This is a genomic window from Nonomuraea sp. NPDC050540 (assembly GCF_044457485.1).
GTDB lineage: Bacteria > Actinomycetota > Actinomycetes > Streptosporangiales > Streptosporangiaceae > Nonomuraea.
Genome location: NZ_JBITHA010000003.1, coordinates 391944 through 410842, shown reverse-complemented (window position 1 = coordinate 410842; position 18899 = coordinate 391944). Strand labels below are relative to the sequence as shown.

At 70.8% G+C, this 18899-nt stretch carries 22 protein-coding genes and 1 riboswitch; of the genes, 12 read left to right on the top strand and 10 right to left on the bottom strand.

The window, feature by feature from the left end:
• Nucleotides 1-64 precede the first annotated feature (64 nt).
• The gene (locus ACIBI5_RS12230) at nt 65-478 is read left to right on the top strand and encodes a PPOX class F420-dependent oxidoreductase (RefSeq protein WP_397245974.1); all 414 of its coding nucleotides are present in this window, start codon (nt 65-67) and stop codon (nt 476-478) included.
• Here ACIBI5_RS12230 and ACIBI5_RS12225 read toward each other — a convergent pair.
• The 3 genes from ACIBI5_RS12225 to ACIBI5_RS12215 form a co-directional block, all read right to left on the bottom strand.
• Nucleotides 469-1092: a hypothetical protein gene (locus ACIBI5_RS12225; protein ID WP_397245972.1), complete on the bottom strand. Its 624-nt coding sequence runs from the start codon at nt 1090-1092 to the stop codon at nt 469-471. The genes ACIBI5_RS12230 and ACIBI5_RS12225 overlap by 10 nt on opposite strands.
• A gap of 118 nt (nt 1093-1210) precedes the next feature.
• The gene (locus ACIBI5_RS12220; protein ID WP_397245970.1) at nt 1211-2215 is read right to left on the bottom strand and encodes an aldo/keto reductase; all 1005 of its coding nucleotides are present in this window, start codon (nt 2213-2215) and stop codon (nt 1211-1213) included.
• Entirely contained in the window at nt 2212-2640 is a 429-nt protein-coding gene (locus ACIBI5_RS12215; protein ID WP_397245968.1) for a PPOX class F420-dependent oxidoreductase, read from the bottom strand. Before ACIBI5_RS12215 ends, ACIBI5_RS12220 begins: the two co-directional genes overlap by 4 nt.
• A gap of 83 nt (nt 2641-2723) precedes the next feature.
• Here ACIBI5_RS12215 and ACIBI5_RS12210 point away from each other — a divergent pair, with 83 nt between their 5' ends.
• On the top strand, nt 2724-3548 hold the full coding sequence (locus ACIBI5_RS12210) for a helix-turn-helix domain-containing protein (protein WP_397245966.1): 825 nt from the start codon (nt 2724-2726) through the stop codon (nt 3546-3548).
• Nucleotides 3549-3633: 85 nt separating this feature from the next.
• Here the strand turns inward: ACIBI5_RS12210 and ACIBI5_RS12205 are convergent, their stop codons facing one another.
• Complete coding sequence (locus tag ACIBI5_RS12205; RefSeq protein ID WP_397245965.1) at nt 3634-4149, bottom strand: GNAT family N-acetyltransferase; 516 nt, start codon at nt 4147-4149, stop codon at nt 3634-3636.
• Nucleotides 4150-4548: 399 nt separating this feature from the next.
• On the opposite strand from ACIBI5_RS12205, the gene ACIBI5_RS12200 reads away from it, so the two are divergent.
• A complete protein-coding gene (locus tag ACIBI5_RS12200) occupies nt 4549-5772 on the top strand; it encodes a hypothetical protein (protein WP_397245964.1) in 1224 nt (407 codons plus the stop codon).
• 119 nt (nt 5773-5891) lie between these two features.
• The gene (locus tag ACIBI5_RS12195) at nt 5892-7532 is read left to right on the top strand and encodes a phospholipase D-like domain-containing protein (RefSeq protein WP_397245963.1); all 1641 of its coding nucleotides are present in this window, start codon (nt 5892-5894) and stop codon (nt 7530-7532) included.
• A 58-nt stretch (nt 7533-7590) separates the two neighbouring features.
• Here ACIBI5_RS12195 and ACIBI5_RS12190 read toward each other — a convergent pair whose 3' ends face one another.
• A complete protein-coding gene (locus ACIBI5_RS12190; RefSeq protein WP_397245962.1) occupies nt 7591-8277 on the bottom strand; it encodes an ABC transporter substrate-binding protein in 687 nt (228 codons plus the stop codon).
• 9 nt (nt 8278-8286) lie between these two features.
• Here ACIBI5_RS12190 and ACIBI5_RS12185 point away from each other — a divergent pair, with 9 nt between their 5' ends.
• Nucleotides 8287-8598, top strand: a complete 312-nt coding sequence (locus ACIBI5_RS12185) for a hypothetical protein (protein ID WP_397245961.1) — start codon at nt 8287-8289, stop codon at nt 8596-8598.
• Nucleotides 8599-8903: 305 nt separating this feature from the next.
• Here the strand turns inward: ACIBI5_RS12185 and ACIBI5_RS12180 are convergent, their stop codons facing one another.
• Entirely contained in the window at nt 8904-9683 is a 780-nt protein-coding gene (locus ACIBI5_RS12180) for a L,D-transpeptidase family protein (RefSeq protein ID WP_397245960.1), read from the bottom strand.
• A 142-nt stretch (nt 9684-9825) separates the two neighbouring features.
• On the opposite strand from ACIBI5_RS12180, the gene ACIBI5_RS12175 reads away from it, so the two are divergent.
• From ACIBI5_RS12175 to ACIBI5_RS12165, 3 genes are all read left to right on the top strand, one after another.
• The gene (locus ACIBI5_RS12175) at nt 9826-10302 is read left to right on the top strand and encodes a YbaK/EbsC family protein (RefSeq protein WP_397245959.1); all 477 of its coding nucleotides are present in this window, start codon (nt 9826-9828) and stop codon (nt 10300-10302) included.
• Nucleotides 10303-10312: 10 nt separating this feature from the next.
• Nucleotides 10313-10918 (top strand): GNAT family N-acetyltransferase, encoded by a 606-nt coding sequence (locus ACIBI5_RS12170; protein ID WP_397245958.1) that lies wholly within the window; start codon nt 10313-10315, stop codon nt 10916-10918.
• An 86-nt stretch (nt 10919-11004) separates the two neighbouring features.
• Nucleotides 11005-12120, top strand: coding sequence for an aminotransferase class I/II-fold pyridoxal phosphate-dependent enzyme (locus ACIBI5_RS12165; RefSeq protein ID WP_397245957.1), 1116 nt, complete (start codon nt 11005-11007; stop codon nt 12118-12120).
• Nucleotides 12121-12141: 21 nt separating this feature from the next.
• Here the strand turns inward: ACIBI5_RS12165 and metF are convergent, their stop codons facing one another.
• Complete coding sequence (gene metF / locus ACIBI5_RS12160; RefSeq protein WP_397245956.1) at nt 12142-13062, bottom strand: methylenetetrahydrofolate reductase [NAD(P)H]; 921 nt, start codon at nt 13060-13062, stop codon at nt 12142-12144.
• Between the two features lie 70 nt (nt 13063-13132).
• Here metF and ACIBI5_RS12155 point away from each other — a divergent pair, with 70 nt between their 5' ends.
• Nucleotides 13133-14185, top strand: coding sequence for a polyprenyl synthetase family protein (locus ACIBI5_RS12155; RefSeq protein WP_397245954.1), 1053 nt, complete (start codon nt 13133-13135; stop codon nt 14183-14185).
• A gap of 85 nt (nt 14186-14270) precedes the next feature.
• On the opposite strand, the gene thiE is transcribed toward ACIBI5_RS12155, so the two are convergent.
• From thiE to ACIBI5_RS12140, 3 genes are read right to left on the bottom strand one after another with little or no spacing between them, the layout of a single operon-like run.
• Nucleotides 14271-14909, bottom strand: coding sequence for a thiamine phosphate synthase (thiE, locus tag ACIBI5_RS12150; protein ID WP_397245953.1), 639 nt, complete (start codon nt 14907-14909; stop codon nt 14271-14273).
• Complete coding sequence (locus ACIBI5_RS12145; protein WP_379621476.1) at nt 14887-15261, bottom strand: Rv2175c family DNA-binding protein; 375 nt, start codon at nt 15259-15261, stop codon at nt 14887-14889. The genes thiE and ACIBI5_RS12145 overlap by 23 nt, the downstream gene beginning before the upstream one ends.
• Before the next feature lie 30 nt (nt 15262-15291).
• Entirely contained in the window at nt 15292-16446 is a 1155-nt protein-coding gene (locus ACIBI5_RS12140; RefSeq protein ID WP_397245951.1) for an NAD(P)/FAD-dependent oxidoreductase, read from the bottom strand.
• A gap of 58 nt (nt 16447-16504) precedes the next feature.
• Nucleotides 16505-16621, top strand: a riboswitch (TPP riboswitch).
• On the opposite strand from ACIBI5_RS12140, the gene thiO reads away from it, so the two are divergent.
• From thiO to ACIBI5_RS12125, 3 genes are all read left to right on the top strand, one after another.
• A complete protein-coding gene (thiO, locus tag ACIBI5_RS12135) occupies nt 16611-17795 on the top strand; it encodes a glycine oxidase ThiO (protein ID WP_397245949.1) in 1185 nt (394 codons plus the stop codon). (Overlaps the previous riboswitch by 11 nt.)
• Nucleotides 17796-17910: 115 nt before the next feature.
• Nucleotides 17911-18111, top strand: a complete 201-nt coding sequence (gene thiS, locus ACIBI5_RS12130) for a sulfur carrier protein ThiS (RefSeq protein ID WP_397245947.1) — start codon at nt 17911-17913, stop codon at nt 18109-18111.
• Entirely contained in the window at nt 18104-18859 is a 756-nt protein-coding gene (locus ACIBI5_RS12125; protein WP_397245945.1) for a thiazole synthase, read from the top strand. The genes thiS and ACIBI5_RS12125 overlap by 8 nt, the downstream gene beginning before the upstream one ends.
• The last annotated feature ends 40 nt before the right edge of the window (nt 18860-18899 follow it).

Below are 18899 nucleotides of genomic sequence, written 5' to 3'. Positions count from 1 at the left end.
GGTCGATACGCGGGCCGCCCGATCGTGTAAAGGGAGAGGACCGCCGCAGAAAGGGAGACACGGCATGACGTTCACCGACGAGGAGCGCGCCTACCTGCGTTCCCAGTCCCTCGCCCGCCTCGCCACGCTCGACGCGGGTGACCAGCCCGACGTGACGCCGGTCGCCTACGAGTTCGACGGCACGCACTTCTGGGTCGGCGGCGGGCAGAGCGTGGTGGCCACCCGCAAGTTCCGCAACGTCGCCGCCGGACGCGCCAAGGTCGCGCTGGTGGTCGATGACCTGCCGTCCTTCGACCCGTTCGTCGCGCGCGGAATCCGCGTGTACGGCGTGGCCGAGCAGCCCTTCGAACGCACCGGCATGGTCGGGCCCGGCGTGTACCTGCGCGTCACGCCCACGATCTCCTGGAGCTGGAACCTGGCCGGCGAGCCGGTCTGCGAAAGCTGGTACCCGTCCCGCCGCGCCGTACATCAGACCTGAGCCTCCTTGAGCTTGGCCGCGGCCAGGCGGGCCGCGCGCCGGCTCAGCGCCGGGTCGAAGGTGCCGAAGTAGCCGTCGCTCACGACCAGCGTGACGGCCTGGCCGACCCGCATGAGCACGACGTCCTGGGCGTGGATCGGGCGGGCGAACTCCTGGGGATGGTCGCTGTAGCGGATCGCGTACACCCAGGTGCCCACGCGCCCGACGGACAGCCGCTTGATGCCCTCCTTGCGCTTCTTGGTGCTCTTGTCCACCCCGGCGCAGTCACGCGCCATCGCCTTGCCCGCCGCCTGCCAGGAGGCCAGCCCTGCCGGGGTGGCGCCGAGCGCGAACTGCCGCAGCCCGGACGGCTTGCCCTGCTTGTCGATGAAAGCGGCCGCCTTGCTCCTGAGCAGCGGCTTCAGCCTGCCTATCGCCGTCCGGCAGGCCTTGGTGTGCGCGGAGTCCTTGTCGAGCGCCTCGCGCGGGCGCTTGGGGTTGTCGGTGTAGCCGTCACCCAGGTCCTCGGGCGTGAGGACGGCCTCGGCGAGCTGGGCCGGGGCCGGCGGCTTGGCCGACGCGGGCGTAGCCGACAGCACCATGGCGGCGACGCCGCCTAAGATCACGAAACGCATGGCACCGGATCCTAGTGTCCTAGGGTGGGCGGCATGACGCGGAGCTGGACCGACGCCGGCGTCGGGCGCTACTTCACCCCGCGGTACGTCAGGGGCTGGGTGGGCGTCGAGCCGCCGCCTACGACGCGTCCAGGCGCCGGTAGCCCTCCCCGAACACCCAGGGATCGGCCTCGCACTCGGCCAGGAAGTCCCCGGGGAAGCCGGCCTCGAAGGCGGCCGCCGCCTCAAGCCTCCTGACCGCCTCCTCGTCCAGCACGACCTCGGCCGCCCCGAGGTTGTCGGCCAGCTGCCGGACGTCCCTGGCCCCGACGATCGGATGCACGAACGGATGCCGCGCCCGCGTCCAGGCGATCGCCACCTGCGACGGGCTCGCGCCCACCTCCCCCGCGACCTCCCGCACGGCCCGCGCCACGGCGTGATCCCGGTCGCCGAGCGTCCCCGGATCCACCCGGGTGGGCCCCTCCGCCCCCTCGCCGCCGCTGAACTTGCCCGACAGTACGCCCCCGGCCAGCGGCCCCCACGCCGCCACGCTCAGCCCGAGCTCACCCGCCATCGGCAGCAGCTCCCGCTCGACGTCCCTCTTGAGCAGGCTGTACGGCACCTGCACCCCCGCGAACGGCGTCCACCCGCGCCACTCCGCCAGCGTGTCGGCCCGGCTCACCACCCACGCGGGCGCATCCGAGATCCCCACGTACAGCACCTTCCCCGCGCGCACCGCGTCGTCCAGCGCCCGCATCGTCTCCTCCAGCGGGGTGCGCCGGTCCCACAGATGCACCCAGAGCAGGTCCACGTAGTCGGTACGCAGCCGCCGGAGGCTCCGCTCCAGCGAGTGCACGAGGTTCTTGCGGTGGTTGCCCGCCGCGTTCGGATCCGTCTGGTCGCGGGAGATCGAGTACTTGGTGGCCAGGACGAGCCGCTCGCGCCGCCCGGCCAGCAGTTCGCCGAGGACGCTCTCGCTCTCGCCGTAGGCGGAGGCCGTGTCGATCACGTTGCCGCCCGCGCCCTCGTAGGCGTCGAGCATCGCGCGGTGCTCCTTGCCCGCGCCGCCCTCGTAGAAGCCCATCGCGCCGAAGAAAAGCTCCGACACCCGCAGTCCGGTACGCCCCAGCAGCCGGTACCTCACGCCGCCACCTCCCTGGCGGCGAAGTCGCCCTCGATGCCCCAGGCGAGGATCCGGCGCGGCAGGATCAGCATCCACGCCTCCTCGAACGGGAACGGCGCCGCGAGCCGCTCCCCCACCTCCACGCCGCCCTCGTCGAACGTCCGCGCCACACCCCTGATCTCGATACCCCGCGGAGTCCACGGCTCGACCGAAGCCAGATCGTCCACCACGAACGCGACGTCCGGGTGCCGCCGGGCGTCGCGGAACTTCTTGCTGCGGGCCATGCCGGAGCCCGTGACGCCGCCCACGATCAGCCCGCCGGAGCCGGGATCGTAGATCACCCCGACGGGGCGCACCGACGGCCTGCCGTCGGCTCCGGTCGTGGCCAGGCGGCCGAGGGGCTGGCTGGTCAGGTAGGCGATCTCGCCCGGTGTGAATGCGCTCATGGGACGAGACTGCCGGGCCGTGCACGGGAGAGGGAGACCGCCGTGAGCCTGGCTCCCGCAGGGCCACCCTCTACACTCGGGCCATGGGTAACAACGAGCTGGGCGCGTTCCTGCGCGCCCGGCGCGAGGCGGTGCCGCCCGAGGCGGTCGGGTTCCCGTCGGGAGCGCGCCGCCGCACCCCGGGCCTGCGCCGCGCCGAACTGGCCACGGTCGCGGGCGTCAGCGTCGACTACCTCACGCGTCTGGAGCAGGGCCGCGACCGGCGCCCGTCCACCGAGATCCTCACCGCGCTCGCCGACGCCCTGTCGCTCTCGCCCGACGAACGCATCCACCTGCACCGCCTGCACAAAGCGGAAGCCGGCGGCGTCTGCGCGGGCGTCCCGCCGCTGTCCCGCACGCTGCGCCCCACGGTGGAGGCGATGCTGGCCCGCCTGGCCCACACCCCCGCCGTGGTCGTCAACCAGCTCACCGAGATCCTGGCCCACACTCCCGCGTACGCCCGCCTGCTCGGCCCCTTCGGCCTGCTCGACGACGACCCGCCGAATCTGTCCCGCTACCTGTTCACCGACCCCCGCGCCCGCGACGCCTTCCCCGGCTGGACGGAGGTGGCCGCGCAGCGCGCCGCCGACCTGCGCGCCGGGGCCGCGCTGGGCGACCGGCACGCGGCGCACCTGGGCGACGAACTGTCCCTGACGGCCGGAACCACCTTCACCCGGCACTACGCGAACGCGATGCTCCCCGCCCGCATCGGCACCGAACGATGGGCGCACCCGGAAGGCGAACTTCTGCTCGCCTACGAGACCCTCACGCTGGCGGGCACCGAGGACCAGCGCCTGATCGTCTACGTCCCGGCCGACGAGGCGACCACCGCCCTGCTGGCCGAGCCCACCCGCACCAGCCTGCCGTAGGACACCCCGCCCGGAGCGGTTCACGCTCCGGACGGGACGTCATGCCCAGCCCCGAACGGCCAGTGCTGGACCCCGAACGGCGGTGCTAGATCCCGAACGGCGCCGCGTACCGGATGGTTCCGGATGGCAGCCGCTCACCGGGCACGAGCGCCAGCGCCATCAGCGCCTCGTCGGGCACCTCGAACGTGACCCCGATCCCGTGCTCGGACGCGCGCCCGAACCCGAACCTCGGGTAGTACTCCGGATGCCCGAGGACGACGACGAACCGCTCGCCCATGTCGGCCGCGGCCCGGAGCGCGGCCCGGGTGGCGGCCGACCCGGCGCCGGTCTTCTGCCGGTCGGGCCGCACCGAGACCGGCGCCAGGCACAGCGCCGGCGTGTCCCCGATGTGGCACCGGGTGAGCAGCGCGTGGCCGGCCGGCCGGTCGTCGTCGTCGACCGCGACGATGGACAGCCCGTCGATCCAGGCGGAGTCGGTGCGGAGCGCGTCGACGAGATCCGCTTCCAGCGGGGTCTCGAACGCCGCCAGGACGATCTCCCGGACAGCGGGGACGTCGGCGGTGGTCTCGGCGCGCGTGATCCACTCAGAACGTGAAGACATGATGGATGAAGATCCGTTTCGTGATGAGTTGACGATGTCCTCCGGCGGGCTCACGCACCCGGCCGGTCAGAAGGGCGCGAATCAGGCCGTCGTCCGGGACGTGAGGATGCTCCGGACGCTGTGCACGACAGTGGCCTCCAGCGCGGTCATCAACTCACCTCCCCCTCTCTCCATCTCGATCGCCCACTCTACCAGCCGCACATGCCTCCTCGCCCTCCGCGGGAGGAGGACGAGGAGACATGGGTCAACCGGCCGCGCGCCGCATGATCTCCCGCTCGGTGAGCGGATCCGGCGGGTGACGGCTCAGGCAGTGCGGTCTCCGAAAAAGGAACCGCATAGTAGTTTGCAGGCATGCCTAGATCACCAGCATTCCTCCGGCGTAAGCCCGTTGTGTTAGCCGTGGTCGCGGGAGTTGTCGCGCTCGGCACGCCGCCCGCGTACGCCGCGGATTCACCGCCGAATGCCATCATCGTCTGGGACAAGAACGCCGAAACGGCGATCTGGGAAATCGCCCGGCAGCAGCCGCAGGTCCAGGCCCGTAGTTTCGCCATGGTGCACGGCGCCGTTTACGACGCGGTCAACGCGATCGCCGGCCGGCCGTACCAGCCCTATCTGCGCGCGCCCCGCGCGGACGGCGGTGAATCGACGGAGGCCGCCGTCGCGACCGCGGCTTTCCATGTTCTGCGCTCGCTTTTCCCGGCGCAGCGGGAAAGGCTGCTGACGCAGTACGACGCGTCGCTCGCCGCGATCCCCGACGGCACGTCGAAACGGCGCGGTATTGACGTCGGCGGACAGGCCGCCGCCGCGATGATCGCCGCCCGGGAGAACGACGGCGCGTTCGGCGGCCAGACCTGGCCGGTCGGCACCGAGCCGGGTCAGTGGCGGCCGACCCCGCCCGTGCCGAGCACGGATGGCGCCTGGGTCGCCTACCTGAAGCCGTTCATGCTGGCGAGGGCGTCGATGTTCCGCACCGCCGGCCCGCCCGCCCTGACCGGCAGCCGGTACGCCCGCGACTTCAACGAGGTCAAGACCGTCGGCTCGGCCACCAGCACGGTCAGGACCCCGGACCAGACCCAGGCCGCCATCTGGTGGCACGACCGGCACCTGGCCGAATGGGAGATCAAGCGCCAGCTCGCCACCACGCGGCGCCTGACCCCGCTGCAGACGGCGCGCATGTTCGCCATGGTCGACCTCGCGGAGGCCGACGCCACGACCGCCTGCTACAACGAGAAGGCCGCCTGGAACTTCTGGCGCCCCATCACCGCCATCCGCCTGGCCGACACCGACGGCAACCCGAGGACCGCCGCCGACCCGGACTGGACGCCGCTCCTGGTAACCCCGCCGCACCCCGACTACACCTCCGGCCACACCTGTTTCACGGGGGCGAGCATGTCGGCGCTCAAGCACTTCTTCGGCCGCGACGACATCTCCTTCAGCGGCTACAGCAACGACTCGGGCACGACCCGCCACTTCCGCAGTTTCTCCCAGGCTCTGGAAGAGGTCACCAATGCCCGTATCTGGGGTGGAATTCACACCCGCACCGCCGACGTCGAAGGCGCCAAGATCGGCAAGCAGGTGACCGCGTATATGGTCAAGCATTACTTCAAGCCCAGGAATCACTGACGCCAGAGCTCCTATCGGCCGAATGCGGACACGCGGAAGGTGTAACGGCCACGAAGCCCCGGCTGTGAGCTGGGCGGAGTGGCCGGCGCGGCCTGATCACCCACAACGGGCATCACGTCATGGGGCTGGGCGGTCCGCGAATCCGGTGGGACGATGCGGATGTGGAATATCTGAACGCGGTCGAAGCTGAATTAAAGTCCGTCTCGCCCGGGATGGAAGGGAAATTGTGGAGCCGCACGCCAGGCAACAAATTCGACACGACCGGCGATGACGCCGCGTCCTGGATACTGCAGGTTCCCGACTGCTGGGGATGGACCGCCTCCAAAGGCATCCCGATAGGCGCCGAAAAGCCCGGCGTCAAGAAGCTCCTGAACCGGCTGCGGCACAACCTCGCCCAGGCGAGCAGAACCGTGGACATCACCGGCTTCGGCCCGCCGGACATGATAGGTTCCCCGGCCGGGCCGTTTCCGGACGGTGATTTCCTCGACGCCATGTTCGACGGAATCAAGGAAGCCGTCGAACGCCGCGACGAAGGCGATGACCGGTTGATCGTGCGGTTCATGACCGGTGTGGTGGGCGTGGACCGCACGGCCGATCCGTGGGTGTTCCGCGACGCGCTGATCAAGCGGTTCGGCACGCTGGCCCGTGAGATCGACCTGCGGGTCTGCTCGATGACGACGCGCGGCGTGTCGTCCTACAACCACACCAAGTTCGTGATCGTGGACGGCCGGTCCGTCATTCACGGCGGCATCAACTGGATGACGAACTACTACATCGAGGAAGGCCCGTTGTTCAGCCGGGGCTTCGGCGACACGGCGCCGGTGACCGACCTCGACATCGCCCTGCGCGGCCCCGCGGCCCTGTCGGCCGGCAAGTTCCTGGACATGTTGTGGGAGTGGGCCCGCACCCACGCGGGCTGGGTCAAGTCAGGCTGGATCAAGAACCGCAAACAGTATCCGGCCTGGATCGCCGTCGAAAAGCCCAGTCCACCGGCCGAGGGATGGTCGTTGTACGACGAGGAGGAAGAAGAGCCCTACACCCCGGGCACCCTTCAGGTGATCTCCGTCGGCAGCCTCGGATACGGCATCCTGGACCGCGACAAGGACTCCGCCTACGAGCGGCCGTACGCCGAACGAGAAGAGCAGGCGGCGAGCTACCTGAACAACGAGACCAACCTCGACAGCGCGTTCATGACGGTCAATCCCGACGCGAACGCCATCCGGGCCTTGGTCGCCCACGCGAAAACCAGCATCGTGCTGTCCCAGCAGGACATCAACGGATTCACCGGCCTGCCGCTGATGCACGCGCTGTTCGACGTCAGGCTGCTCGACGTCCTCGCCAAGAAGATGATGGACGGGGTCAAGGTCCGGATCGTCATCAGCAATCCCGGGAGCCCGGACTACTCCAACATCAGCAGCGTGGACGTGGCCTACAAATCGTTGTACCAGCGGGTCAGGCTCAAGACCACGTATGACGCGGAGGCGCATCGGGTGCTGAGACACGGCCTGCAACTGGCGCCGTTGCGCGTGTCGAATGAGCAGACCTGGCCGGGCGGCTACAAATACCGGCTGCACAGCAAAGTCGTCTGCGTGGACGACACGGCGTTCTACGTCGGCTCCAGGAACGTGTATCCCGACACGACCCAGGACCACGGATTCATCATTCAGGACGAGGCCGCGGCCGCCCACCTCGTCGAGCATTTCCTCGACAAACTCTGGCTCTATTCCAGGAACGCCGCTATCTGCGACTGGGAGTGGTGACCTTCGGGATCCGCCGGGTCGCACGGCGGTGACGGTGTCGTGGGCGTTCGGCCCGTGATCACCTGGGTCGCCACCAGTCCGGTCCGCCCGTGGCCTGACCATCCGGCTTCAGCGGGCTCGCTCCGGCAGGCGCACCCACAGATCCGGCGGGCCGATGACGGCCCGGGCGCCGGGCGGTCGCGGCCCTGCCTTGGCGCACACATAGGCCACGGCCTCGCCCTGGTAGAGGTATTCGACGGCGTCGGAACGCGAATCGGGACCACGCCCGACAGGACCGCCTGGTGGAGACCCGCCAGAGGTCCTGGAACGTCACCGGCACGTAGGTGATCTTCGCCGGGTCCACGCCGTACCGCTTGAGCACCTGGGCGAGGGCCAGTTCCTGGAAGTTCTTGAGGACCTGGACGTTGATCGTCTTGCCTTCCAGGTCCTCGGGGGTCTTGATCGGCGAATCGGGCAGGGCCATGATGCTCAGCGATCGGGGGGCGGCTCGTGAGCCTACCGCCAGGATTTTCACCTGGAGGGCGCCGGTGTCGTTCGCCTGGAACAGGGAGACGTAATCGGCGAAGATGATGTCGGCTTCGCCGTTGAGAAGCATGGGGACGCCCTGCGGGCCCGCCTGGACGGGGACCGGGGTCACCCATGTGCCGTCCTCTCGATTGTGCGGCATCCATGCGCGAAGATCAGGCCGCCCTTTCCAGGGTTTCGCAAGGACGAATTCGCGCGGGGTCGGCGCGGTGGCGTACATGCTGGAGTCATGACTGATGATCAGATGGCCGCCGTCCGTGCCTTGATCAAGGAGTATGACCCCGAAGGGTTGCTGGGTATGGGGGCTCCTGACGACGAATACGACCCCGAAGTGCGCGATCTCGTCGCTCTCGTGCGCGGCGAAGAAGAGATCACCCCCGACGCTGTCGGCACCATCTGGAACAGGTGGTTCAACAACGTCTCCGACTGGTGCGCCCGGGAACCGGAGCAGGTCCGTGAGGTCGCGGCCGCACTCGAGAGACTTCGCGGCCGGGCAGCTGACTCCGCGGGACCTGGCTGTGGCGTGGGCCCGGGCGAATAGAGCAGGCGCCCTTTCCGCGTCGACCGCTACCGACGCCTCGGCTTCCGCCGATGACCCGTGCCGGAGGAAAGCCTTGTCAGCACACAGTCGGCTTCTGGATGGCGTCCTTTCACAACGCCAGAAGGGCTACACCACTTGCCCCGCTTGGTAGCGAGATTCGAACCCTTGATCTTCTGATCTTGCCGCCGTGCCCGGGGGCCGGGCGCCGGCGGGCCACCGGCGAGGGGGAACTGGGCTCCCCCGTCGGGCCGGTCCTCCCCCTGACGCGCGAAGCGCGCCCATGGGGAGGACCGTGCCTTTTGAGGTCAGCGTTTGAAGGCGCCGCGTACGTGGACCGGGACGCCCTTGCCGAGCATGCCGGGCAACGTCTGGGCCACGTTCATCGGCAGACGTACGCAGCCGTGCGAGGCCGGGGACAGCGGAACCGACAGCGCTCCGTGGAACGCGATGCCGCCGTTGAAGAAGATCGGGTTGTACAGCTGGCCCAGGTAGCTCTTGTGCCAGCCGCTCCTCCGCCACGTGGTCCGGAAGTTGCCGGTCGGGGTGCGGGCCGAGCCGCAGAAGCGCTGGCTCTTGCCCTGCCACGTCGTCGTCTCGCAGTAGGGGATGCCGCTGCCCGACGAGATGTGGGTGATCAGCTTGGGCTCGCCCTTCACGTACATGACCATGATCTGGGTGCTGAGGTTCACCTCGGCCCGGGTCGGCTTGCCGTTCTTGACGAGGACCTTGGGGAGCTTCGGGGTCTCCAGGGCGTTCCAGGTCCTGTTGCTGATCGTGCTGGTCGGCCTGATGCCGTTGACCTTCTGGAAGGCCCAGATGGCGGTCAGCGTCGAGCCGCCGTAGCGGCCGTCGGCCTTGCCCGGGCGGTAGCCGAGCTCCGCCAGTCGCTTCTGGAGCAGGACGACCGTCTTGCCCTTGGCTCCCAGCTTCAGCTTCTTCTTCGGGGCGGCGAACGCGCTCGCGACCGCGCCGCCCGCGCTCACCGCCGCCTGTGTGCGCGTGCCGGCTGCCGTCTGGCTTGCGGCCGGTACGGCCTCGGCCCCGGCCGTACCCGCTCCCGTGAACGCGACGGCCCCCACCGTCATCAGAGCGGCAAAGCCGAGCGCCCCGCGCCGACGAGGTCCCCCCACGTACATCACCCCTCATATCACTAACAATCGAATCAAGGGACCCTACACCACCACCATGTCGAGGTAATCCGCGGGTCAATCTGTTTAGAGTGTCGGCATGCCGGAGAAGTTGCCTGCCAACGCCGTCCATGTGGCCGATGTCCTGCGCGGACTCGGAGCGACGGGTGAGATCGTGATATTGCCGGAGACAGCGCCGACGGCGGCCACGGCCGCGGCCCAGCTCGGCTGCGAGGTCGGCGCCATCGCCAACAGCCTCATCTTCGACGCCGACGGCGCCCCGCTGCTGGTGCTGACGAGCGGCGCCCACCGCGTCAACGTGGAGCTGATCGCGGGCCTCGTGGGAGTGCGGAAGGTACGCCGGGCCTCGCCCGAGTTCGTCAGGGAGGCTACCGGCCAGGCCATCGGCGGCGTCGCCCCGGTCGGCCACCCCGCCCCGGTCCGTACGCTGGTCGACACCTGGCTCGGCAAGCACGAGGTGGTGTGGGCGGCCGGTGGCCATCCGCACACGGTCTTCCCCACCTCGTTCGACGAATTGGTCCGGATGACCGGCGGCACCCCCGCGGACGTGGAGTAGCGTGCACCGGGTGATCGAGTTTCGCGGCGCGGGGCCGGCGGAGTTCGCCGAGCGGCTGGACACCGTGATCGACGTCTATACCGCCGCCATGCGCCCGCCGGTGGAGCAGGTCACCGGTCGCAAGAGCATCATGCACAACCACAGCACGTACCCGCTGTTCCAGTGCTATTTCGCCGAACTCCGGCACGTGCCCGCCGTCCGCGCGGGCGCCGTGGACCTCGGCCCGGCCGGTGAGGGGGCGGACGAGCATCGGGTGGTCGGCTTCGCCTACGGTTTCCACGGCGCGATCGGCCAGTGGTGGCACGACGTGGTCACCCGGGCCCTGGCCGAGAAGTCGGGCGGCGAGGCCGCCGACGCCTGGCTGGGCGACGCGTTCGAGCTGGCCGAGATTCACGTGCACCCGGACTTCCAGGGCAAGGGCATCGGCCGGGCGATGATCAACACGTTGTGCGCGGGCAGGAAGGAGCGTTCCGGCGTCCTGTCCACGCACGACCGCCCGACGGCCGCCCGCCACCTGTACGCCGCGCTCGGCTTCACCGACCTGCTGACGCACTTCGTCTTCCCCGGCGGCTACGAGGAGTACGCGATCGTCGGCCGCCCCCTCCCCCTTTCTTGACCCGCGGCGGCGTTTGACCGCCGGCACTCCGGGCATCCCTTCGATCGCAGAGCGTGACCGTTCATTGACTCCATGAAGGGGTTGCCATGCCCAGCGCCCCGGACCGCCTCGACGCGCGGCTCAACGCCTTCCACCTGGCGCGGATCTCGGGCACCTGGGCCGGGCCGCTCATGCTCGCCAGCCGGCCGCCGGACCCCGACGCGATCATCCTGACCGGCAGCGACTGTCTGGCGATCGCCCGGCATCCGCGCATCGTCTCGGCGATGGCGCGGGCGATGGAGGCGGCAGCCGTACCGGAGAGGCAGGATCGTCTGGAGGCGGAGTTCGCGGCCTTCCTCGGCGCGTCGGCGGCGGTGCTGTGCCCGTCGGGGTGGGCGGCGAACACGGGGCTGATGCAGCTGATCGCCGACCCGCACCTGACCGTCTACCTGGACGAACGCGCGCACCACTCGCTTCGGGAGGGCGCGCACGCCGCCCGCGCGCCGGTGGTGTGGTTCCGCCACAACGATCCCGACCACCTGCGCGGCCGTCTGCGCAGGCACGGCTCGGGTGTGATCGCCGTGGACGCGGTCTACGGCGTCGACGGCGCGGTCTGCCCGCTGGCGGAGATGGCCGCGACGGCGCGGGAGTACGAGAGCCTGCTGGTGGTGGACGAGTCGCACGCGCTCGGCACGCACGGGCCGCACGGCGAGGGGCTGGCCGCGCGGGTGGGCGCCGACTTCAGGACGGCCAGCCTGGCCAAGGCGATACCGGGGCGGGCGGGGCTGATCGTCTGCGACCGTCCGGAGTTCGTGCCGTATTTCCGGGCGGAGGCCTTTCCCGCGGTGTTCAGCTCGCCGCTGCAACCGCACGACGTCGCCGGGCTGGCCGCGGCGCTGGCGCTGGTGCGCGAGGAGGACTGGCGGCGTACCCGGCTGCGCGAGATCACCCGCCGGCTGCGCCAGGAGATCACCACGCTCGGCTACGCCCCCGAGCCCGGCCACGCCCACATCCTCGCGCTGGGCGCGCGCAGCAGGACCGACGTCCTGCTCGCCCGCGACCTGCTGGAACAGCGCGGAGTCTACGCCTCGGTCTGCTTCCCGCCCTCCGGCTCGCACGAGCGCGGCCTGGTGCGCCTGGCCCTGCACGCGGCCCTGTCCGACCAGGACGTGGACCGCGTGGTGGGCGCCTGCCGCGACATCCGCACGCTGTGCGGCTTTTGAGCGGGTACGGCGGGCCTCAGGTCAGACCGCCACCGCCGAGTGGTTGAGCCGCTGGAAGACCTCGGCGGAGGCGCTGGAGCGGTTGAACGTGATGAAGTGGATGCCCGGCGCGCCCTCGTCGAGCAGCCGCTGGCACAGCTCGGCGCCGTGGTCGATGCCCAGCCGCCGCACCGCCGCGGGGTCGTCGGCCACGGCCTCGAAACGCGCGGCCACGTCCGGCGGGAACGGCGCCCCGGACAACTGCTCGGAGCGGGCGATCGTGCTCATCTGGGTGACGGGCATGATGCACGGGATGATCGGGGTGGCGCAGCCCTTGGCCGCCACCCGGTCACGCAGCCGCAGGTAGTCCTCGGCCTGGAAGAACATCTGGGTGATCGCGTAGTCGGCCCCCGCGCGGCACTTCTGCACGAAGTAGTCGGTGTCGGACTCGATCGACGGCGAGCGGGGGTGCTTGTAGGGGAAGGCGGCCACGCCCACGCAGAAGTCTCCGGCCTGGCGGATCAGCCGGACCAGTTCCTCGGCGTAGAGGACGCCTTCCGGGTGCTGGACCCACTCGGCGCCCGGGTCGCCGGGAGGGTCGCCGCGCACGGCCAGGATGTTGCGCACCCCGGCGTCGGCGAAGCGGCCCACCAGGTGGCGCAGTTCGCGGATGGAGTGGTTGACGGCGGTGAAGTGCGCCACCGGGGTGAGCGTGGTCTCGTGGGCGACGCGTTCGACGATGTCGACGGTGCGGTCGCGGGTGGTGCCGCCCGCTCCGTACGTCACGGAGACGAAGGTGGGGCGGAGCGACTCCAGCTCGCGGATGGCTCGCCACAGCTGCCGCTCGCCTTCGTCGGTCTTCGGCGGGAAGAATTCGAAGGAGAACGACCGTCCACCGGAGGCGAGCAGCTCGCGCACGGTGGGAACACGATCGGGCAGGATGGAGGGTCGACCAAGCGCCATGCACCAAGGTTACCGCCCGCGGATCGAGCGGAGATCGAAGCCTGGTCCACCGCCCGTTAGTCTCATGAGCATGACCACTGACGCCCTGCGCCAGCAGGTGGACCGTTCGCTCAGGCAGTTCGTCGGCCGGCAGGAGCCTGCCCTCGGCGACCCCGACCTGGAGCCGCTGCTGGCGGCGGCGAACGACCTGCTGTCGGGGGGCAAGCGGCTGCGCCCGGCGTTCTGCTACTGGGGCTGGCGCGGCGCGGGCGGCGAGGACGGGCCCGGCATCTTCGCCGCGGCGGCCTCACTGGAGCTGCTGCAGGCCAGCGCTCTTGTCCACGACGACGTCATGGACAAGAGCGATCTGCGCCGCGGCATGCCGTCGGCGCACCGCCGTTTCCAGGCGCTGCACGAGAAGGCCGGCTGGCACGGCGCGGCCGAGCAGTTCGGCGAGGGCGCCGCGATCCTGCTGGGCAACCTGCTGCTCATCTGGTCGGGCGAGATGTGGCGCACCAGCTCGCTGCCGCCGGAGTCGCTGGCGGCCGCGCAGCCGTTGCACGACCACATGCGCACCGAGCTGATGTGCGGCCAGTACCTGGACCTGCTGGAGCAGGCCCACGGCGAGAACTCCTTCGACTCGGCGCTGCGCGTGGCGCTGTACAAGAGCGGCAAGTACTCGGTGGAGCAGCCGTTGCGGCTCGGGCTCGTGCTCGCGGCCCGCAGCGCGCAGCCGTGGATCGACGAGCTCTGCGTGGAGTACGGCCGGCGCGTCGGCATCGCCTTCCAGCTGCGCGACGACATCCTGGGCGTGTTCGGCGACCCCGCGCAGACGGGCAAGCCGGCCGGGGACGACCTGCGCGAGGGCAAGCGGACGATGCTGGTGGCCAAGACGCTCGCGGCCGCCTCTTCCGACGACGCCCAGATCGTGCGCCGCCTGCTGGGTGATCCGGCGCTGGACGAGCAGGGGGTGGCGACGCTGCGCGGCATCATCGCCGACACCGGGGCACTGCAGGAGTGCGAGGACCTGATCGCGTCCTACCTGGACGAGGCGCTCGCGGCGCTGGCCAGGGCGCCGATCACGGAGGAGGCGCGGGCGGCGCTGGACGGCCTGGCCGTCGCCGCCACGTCCCGCAAGTCCTGACCTTCCTGATCGCCCGCTCCAGGCACTCCGGCAGAAGGGCGAAGCCGTACGTCTGACCGACGCACGGCCCCGAACACCTACCGCATCAGGCGGCGGACAGCCGCTTGGCGAACTCGGCCGCCGCGGCGCCCGGGTCGGGCGCCTCGGTGATGGCACGGACGACCACGGCGCGGCGCACCCCGTAGGAGAGCACCTCGTCGAGGTTGTCCAGGTCGATGCCGCCGATGCCGAACCACGGCCGGTCCGTGCCGAGCGCCGCCGCGTGCCTCAGCAGCGCGGGTCCGGGCGCGTGGCGTCCGGGCTTGGTCGGCGTCGGCCAGATCGGGCCGCAGCAGTAGTAGTCGACGCCCGGCTCCACCGCGGCGGCGGAAGCCTCCGCGGCGGAGTGGGTGGACCGTCCGATGACGATGTCGTCGCCGAGGATCTCTCGCGCGACCGTCACGGGAAGGTCGTCCTGCCCCAGGTGGAGCACGTCTGGTCGGGCCGCGTAGGCGATGTCGGCCCGGTCGTTGACGGCGAGCAGTTTGCCGTGCCGGTCGCAGGCGTCGCGGAAGACCTCGAGCAGCGCGAGCTCTTCGCGCGCCTCGAGTCCCTTCTCCCGCAACTGGACGATGTCCACGCCGTTGGCCAGCACGGCGTCGAGGAAGTCGGCCAGGTCGCCGCGCCCTCGCCGCCCGTCGGTGCAGAGGTAGAGGCGGGCCTCAGAAACCGAGGGCTTGGGCACGCCGCTTGACCTCTGTGTGTCTACCGGCCTTGATCGCGTCAACGGGCGATCCTGGCAGTGAGTCATCTGGGGTGAAGAGCCAGCGCAGGGCTTCGGCCTCGTCGTAGCCGGCGTCCTGCAGCACGGTGAGCGTGCCTGGCAGGCCCTTCATCACTTCCTTTCCGTCGAGGAAGACCGCGGGCACCTGGGGCCCGCCGCTGCCTCGCCGTACGCCGAGGAGCTTGTGGTCTTTGAGGAGCTGCTTGGCCCGCCCGATCGTGAGATCCAGGCGCGCGGCCACTTCGGGGAGAGTGAGCCACTCGCTGACGAGCTGGTCGGTCTCCCGGTCGATCTGTGCAACAGAAAGCGTCACGAAACCACAACTACCACATGGAGTGCTTGCTCAAACAACACAATCTCGTAGGGTCACATCCGGATCTACCAGGCGTTCCACATCAAGACGGGCGCCAGCCTCGATGAGACGGCGGCCCTGGACGAGGTCGCGGGGCCGATCGGCGGCCAGCACGGCGGTGATCCGATCTTCTGAGGTCAGCCACACCGCCGACCACTTCTGCCCCTCGCGGTACACGACCCGGCCGCCCGCCGGGTGGTATCCGGCGTACTGCAGCATGTGACCGAACTGCTCCGACCAGAAGTACGGCACCGGGTCGTAGACCGCCTTCTCGCCCAGCAGCGTGGCGGCGGCGACGTCGGGAGAGTTGAGCGCGGTGTCCCAGTGCTCGACCCGCATCCGGGTCTGGAACCGGCGCGACCACCAGTTGGCGCAGTCGCCGACGGCCACCACGCCGGGCAGGGAGGTACGCAGGTGCTCGTCGGTGACGACGCCGTTGTGCAGGTCGATGTCGGCGTCGGCGAGCCATTCGAGCACCGGGCGGGCGCCGATGCCGGACACCACCACATGGGCGGGCACGAACTCGCCGCCGACCAGCTCCACACCGCCTTCGACGACCTCGCTGACCATCGTGCCGAGCCGCAGGTCGACGCCCTCGTACCAGGGCAGCGTGCGCGCGCCCATCTCGCCGATCGCGTGCGACAGCGGCGTTCCCGCCGCCTCGATCACGGTGACCACGCAGCCCGCCTTGCGCGCCGCGGTCGCCACCTCGGCGCCGATCCAGCCCGCGCCCACCACGGCCACCCGCGCGCCGGGCACCAGGGCGGCCCGCAGCACGTGGGCGTCGTCGAGCGTACGCAGGACCAGCTGGGGGCCCTCGCCCGGCAGCCGGATCGGCTCGGAGCCCGTCGCGATCACCAGGCCGTCGTAGGGCAGGTCGCCCTCGGTGGTCTCGACCACGCCCTCACGCAGGCTCTTCGCGGCCACGCCCGGCCGGAAGTCGGCCCGCAGGGCGGCCAGGTCGGTGTCGACGAAGCTGTCGTCGCTCGTGCCCAGCAGCACCGCCTTCGACAGGGGTGGACGGTCGTAGGGCCGGTGCCTCTCCTCGCCGAGGAGAGTGATCCTTCCTTCGAACCCGCGCCCGCGCAGCGATTCGACACTGCGTACTCCGGCCAGGCCGGCTCCCACCACCACCACGTGATCCACGGTTCCGACCATACCGGGGTCAATCGTGAGAGTGCCTGCCGAGGCCGTAGGCTGGGACCGTAAGACGCGCGGGAGTCCGGCCTTAACCGGACTGAGAGGAAGGCTTCATCGGGCCTTCGACCGCAAGACACCTGATCCGGATCATGCCGGCGTAGGGAGCGGACATGCACGTGATCGTGGGCGGCGGCGTCGTCGGGCTCAGCGTGGCCTGGCGCCTTGCCCGCTCAGGACGGCCCGTCACCGTCGTCGACCCCGCGCCCGCCTCGGGCGCCACCCACGCCGCCGCGGGGATGCTCGCGCCGGTGAGCGAGGTCACGTTCACCGAGGAGCCGTTGCTGCGCCTGGGCGCGGCCTCCCTGGCGCGCTGGCCCGCCTTCGCCGCCGAGCTGACCGCCGACGCGGGCCTCGCCGCCGGGGCGCTCGACTACCGCGCCGACGGCACGCTCGACGTGGCCTTCGGCGCCGACGACCTGGCCGTCCTGGAGGAGACGGCGGGCTTCATGGAGAAGCTGGGGCTGCGGGTCGAACGACTCGGCGGGCGCGAATGCCGCCGCCTGGAGCCCATGCTCGCGCCGTCCGTGCGCGGCGGCCTCCTGGCGCCCGACGACGCCTGGGTGGACCCGCGCAGGGTCGCCGGCGCGCTGCTGGCCGCCTTGGAGCGCCTCGGGGTCCCGATCGTGCGGGCGCGGGTGCGCGAGCTGCTGCGCGGCGATGAGGGCGTCCAGGGGGTACGGCTGAGCCCGGGTGACACCGGTGACGGGGCGCACCGGGAGGCCGGTGGCGGCCCTTACCGGCAGGAGCGCGGCGAGCCTTACCGGGAGGAACACGGCGGGCCGTTCCGGGAGGAGCTGCGCGCCGAGCGGGTGGTGCTGGCGGCGGGGGCGTGGAGCGGGTCGCTGGCCCCGGTGCCGGTGCGGCCGGTGAAGGGGCAGATTCTTCGCCTGCGCTCGCCGGAGCCACTCCTGGGCAGGTGCGTGCGGGGCACGGTGCACGGCCTGCCCGTCTACCTGGTGCCGCGCGGCGACGGCGAGCTGGTCGTGGGAGCCACGCAGGAGGAGCTGGGGTTCGACACCCGGGTGACCGCGGGCGGGGTGTACGAGCTGCTGCGCGACGCCCGCGAGCTGGTGCCCGGGGTGACCGAGCTGGAGCTGGCGGAGGTGGTGGCGGGGCTGCGGCCCGGCACGCCGGACAACCTGCCGCTCGTCGGGCCGGGCGGTGAGCGGGGGCTGCTTCTGGCCACCGGGCATCACCGGGGCGGGGTGCTGCTGGCTCCGCTCACGGCCGCCGTCCTCATGGGCGAGGAGCGCGAGCTGTCGTCGTTGTGCTCGCCCGCCCGGTTCGCACCCTGAGCAGCCCTGCCGCCCCATACCGGCCGACCAACTACCCGCCTCCCGAACCCGACCACCCGAAGCTCGCCTCCCCAAACCTGGCTTCCCGAATTTTCATCCCGAAGGGGGATATTTCATGAATGTGACGATCAACGGGGCCTCGCATGAGGTGCCCCACGGGACGACGGTGGCGCAGGCCGTACGGACGCTGACGGAAGCCACCAAGGGGGTCGCGGTGGCCGTGAACGACGAGGTGGTCACGCGCAGTTCGTGGGAGACCACGGCGCTGGCCGACCGCGACCGGGTCGAGGTGCTGACGGCGGTGCAGGGTGGATGAGCTGATCATCGGCGGGGAGAAGTTCGCCTCCCGCCTCATCATGGGCACCGGCGGCGCCCCCTCGCTGGACGTGCTCGACCAGGCGCTGGCCGCCTCGGGCACCGAGCTGACCACGGTGGCGATGCGGCGGCTCGACCCGTCCGCGCCCGGATCCGTGCTCGACGTGCTGCGCGAGCGCGGCATCAAGGTGCTGCCCAACACCGCGGGATGCTTCACCGCGGGCGAGGCCGTGCTGACCGCCCGGCTGGCCCGCGAGGCGCTCGGCACCAACTGGGTCAAGCTCGAGGTCATCGCCGACGAGCGCACGCTGCTGCCCGACCCGATCGAGACGTTCGACGCGGCGGAGCGGCTGGTGGCCGACGGGTTCGTGGTGCTGCCCTACATCGGTGACGACCCCGCGCTGGCCCGCCGCCTGGAGCAGGCCGGATGCGCGGCGGTCATGCCGCTCGGCGCGCCCATCGGCTCGGGGCTCGGCATCCGCAACCCGCACAACATCGAGCTCATCGTCGAGGCCGCCTCCGTGCCGGTCATCCTCGACGCCGGGATCGGCACCGCCAGCGACGCCGCGCTCGCCATGGAGCTGGGCTGCGACGCGGTGCTCCTGGCCACCGCCGTGACCAGGGCGCAGCGGCCCGAGCTCATGGCCGCGGCGATGAGGCAGGCCGTCCAGGCGGGCCGGTTGGCGCGCCAGGCCGGGCGCATCCCCCGCCGCCGCTATGCTGAAGCGTCCTCGCCCATGCACCCTTAGTGACGACGGAGTGCCACGTAATGGCATCGGTTTCGGATGG

Bases quoted from the DNA above. Each gene is read 5' to 3' on its own strand.
- thiO (WP_397245949.1), top strand. From the start codon at position 16,611: ATGCACGTGATCGTGGGCGGCGGCGTCGTCGGGCTCAGCGTGGCCTGG.
- ACIBI5_RS12180 (WP_397245960.1), bottom strand. From the start codon at position 9,683: ATGACGGTGGGGGCCGTCGCGTTCACGGGAGCGGGTACGGCCGGGGCC.
- metF (WP_397245956.1), bottom strand. From the start codon at position 13,062: ATGGCGCTTGGTCGACCCTCCATCCTGCCCGATCGTGTTCCCACCGTG.
- ACIBI5_RS12205 (WP_397245965.1), bottom strand. From the start codon at position 4,149: ATGTCTTCACGTTCTGAGTGGATCACGCGCGCCGAGACCACCGCCGAC.
- ACIBI5_RS12210 (WP_397245966.1), top strand. From the start codon at position 2,724: ATGGGTAACAACGAGCTGGGCGCGTTCCTGCGCGCCCGGCGCGAGGCG.
- ACIBI5_RS12195 (WP_397245963.1), top strand. From the start codon at position 5,892: ATGGGGCTGGGCGGTCCGCGAATCCGGTGGGACGATGCGGATGTGGAA.
- ACIBI5_RS12175 (WP_397245959.1), top strand. From the start codon at position 9,826: ATGCCGGAGAAGTTGCCTGCCAACGCCGTCCATGTGGCCGATGTCCTG.
- ACIBI5_RS12165 (WP_397245957.1), top strand. From the start codon at position 11,005: ATGCCCAGCGCCCCGGACCGCCTCGACGCGCGGCTCAACGCCTTCCAC.
- ACIBI5_RS12155 (WP_397245954.1), top strand. From the start codon at position 13,133: ATGACCACTGACGCCCTGCGCCAGCAGGTGGACCGTTCGCTCAGGCAG.
- ACIBI5_RS12225 (WP_397245972.1), bottom strand. From the start codon at position 1,092: ATGCGTTTCGTGATCTTAGGCGGCGTCGCCGCCATGGTGCTGTCGGCT.
- ACIBI5_RS12185 (WP_397245961.1), top strand. From the start codon at position 8,287: ATGACTGATGATCAGATGGCCGCCGTCCGTGCCTTGATCAAGGAGTAT.
- thiS (WP_397245947.1), top strand. From the start codon at position 17,911: ATGAATGTGACGATCAACGGGGCCTCGCATGAGGTGCCCCACGGGACG.
- ACIBI5_RS12190 (WP_397245962.1), bottom strand. From the start codon at position 8,277: ATGTACGCCACCGCGCCGACCCCGCGCGAATTCGTCCTTGCGAAACCC.
- ACIBI5_RS12215 (WP_397245968.1), bottom strand. From the start codon at position 2,640: ATGAGCGCATTCACACCGGGCGAGATCGCCTACCTGACCAGCCAGCCC.
- ACIBI5_RS12230 (WP_397245974.1), top strand. From the start codon at position 65: ATGACGTTCACCGACGAGGAGCGCGCCTACCTGCGTTCCCAGTCCCTC.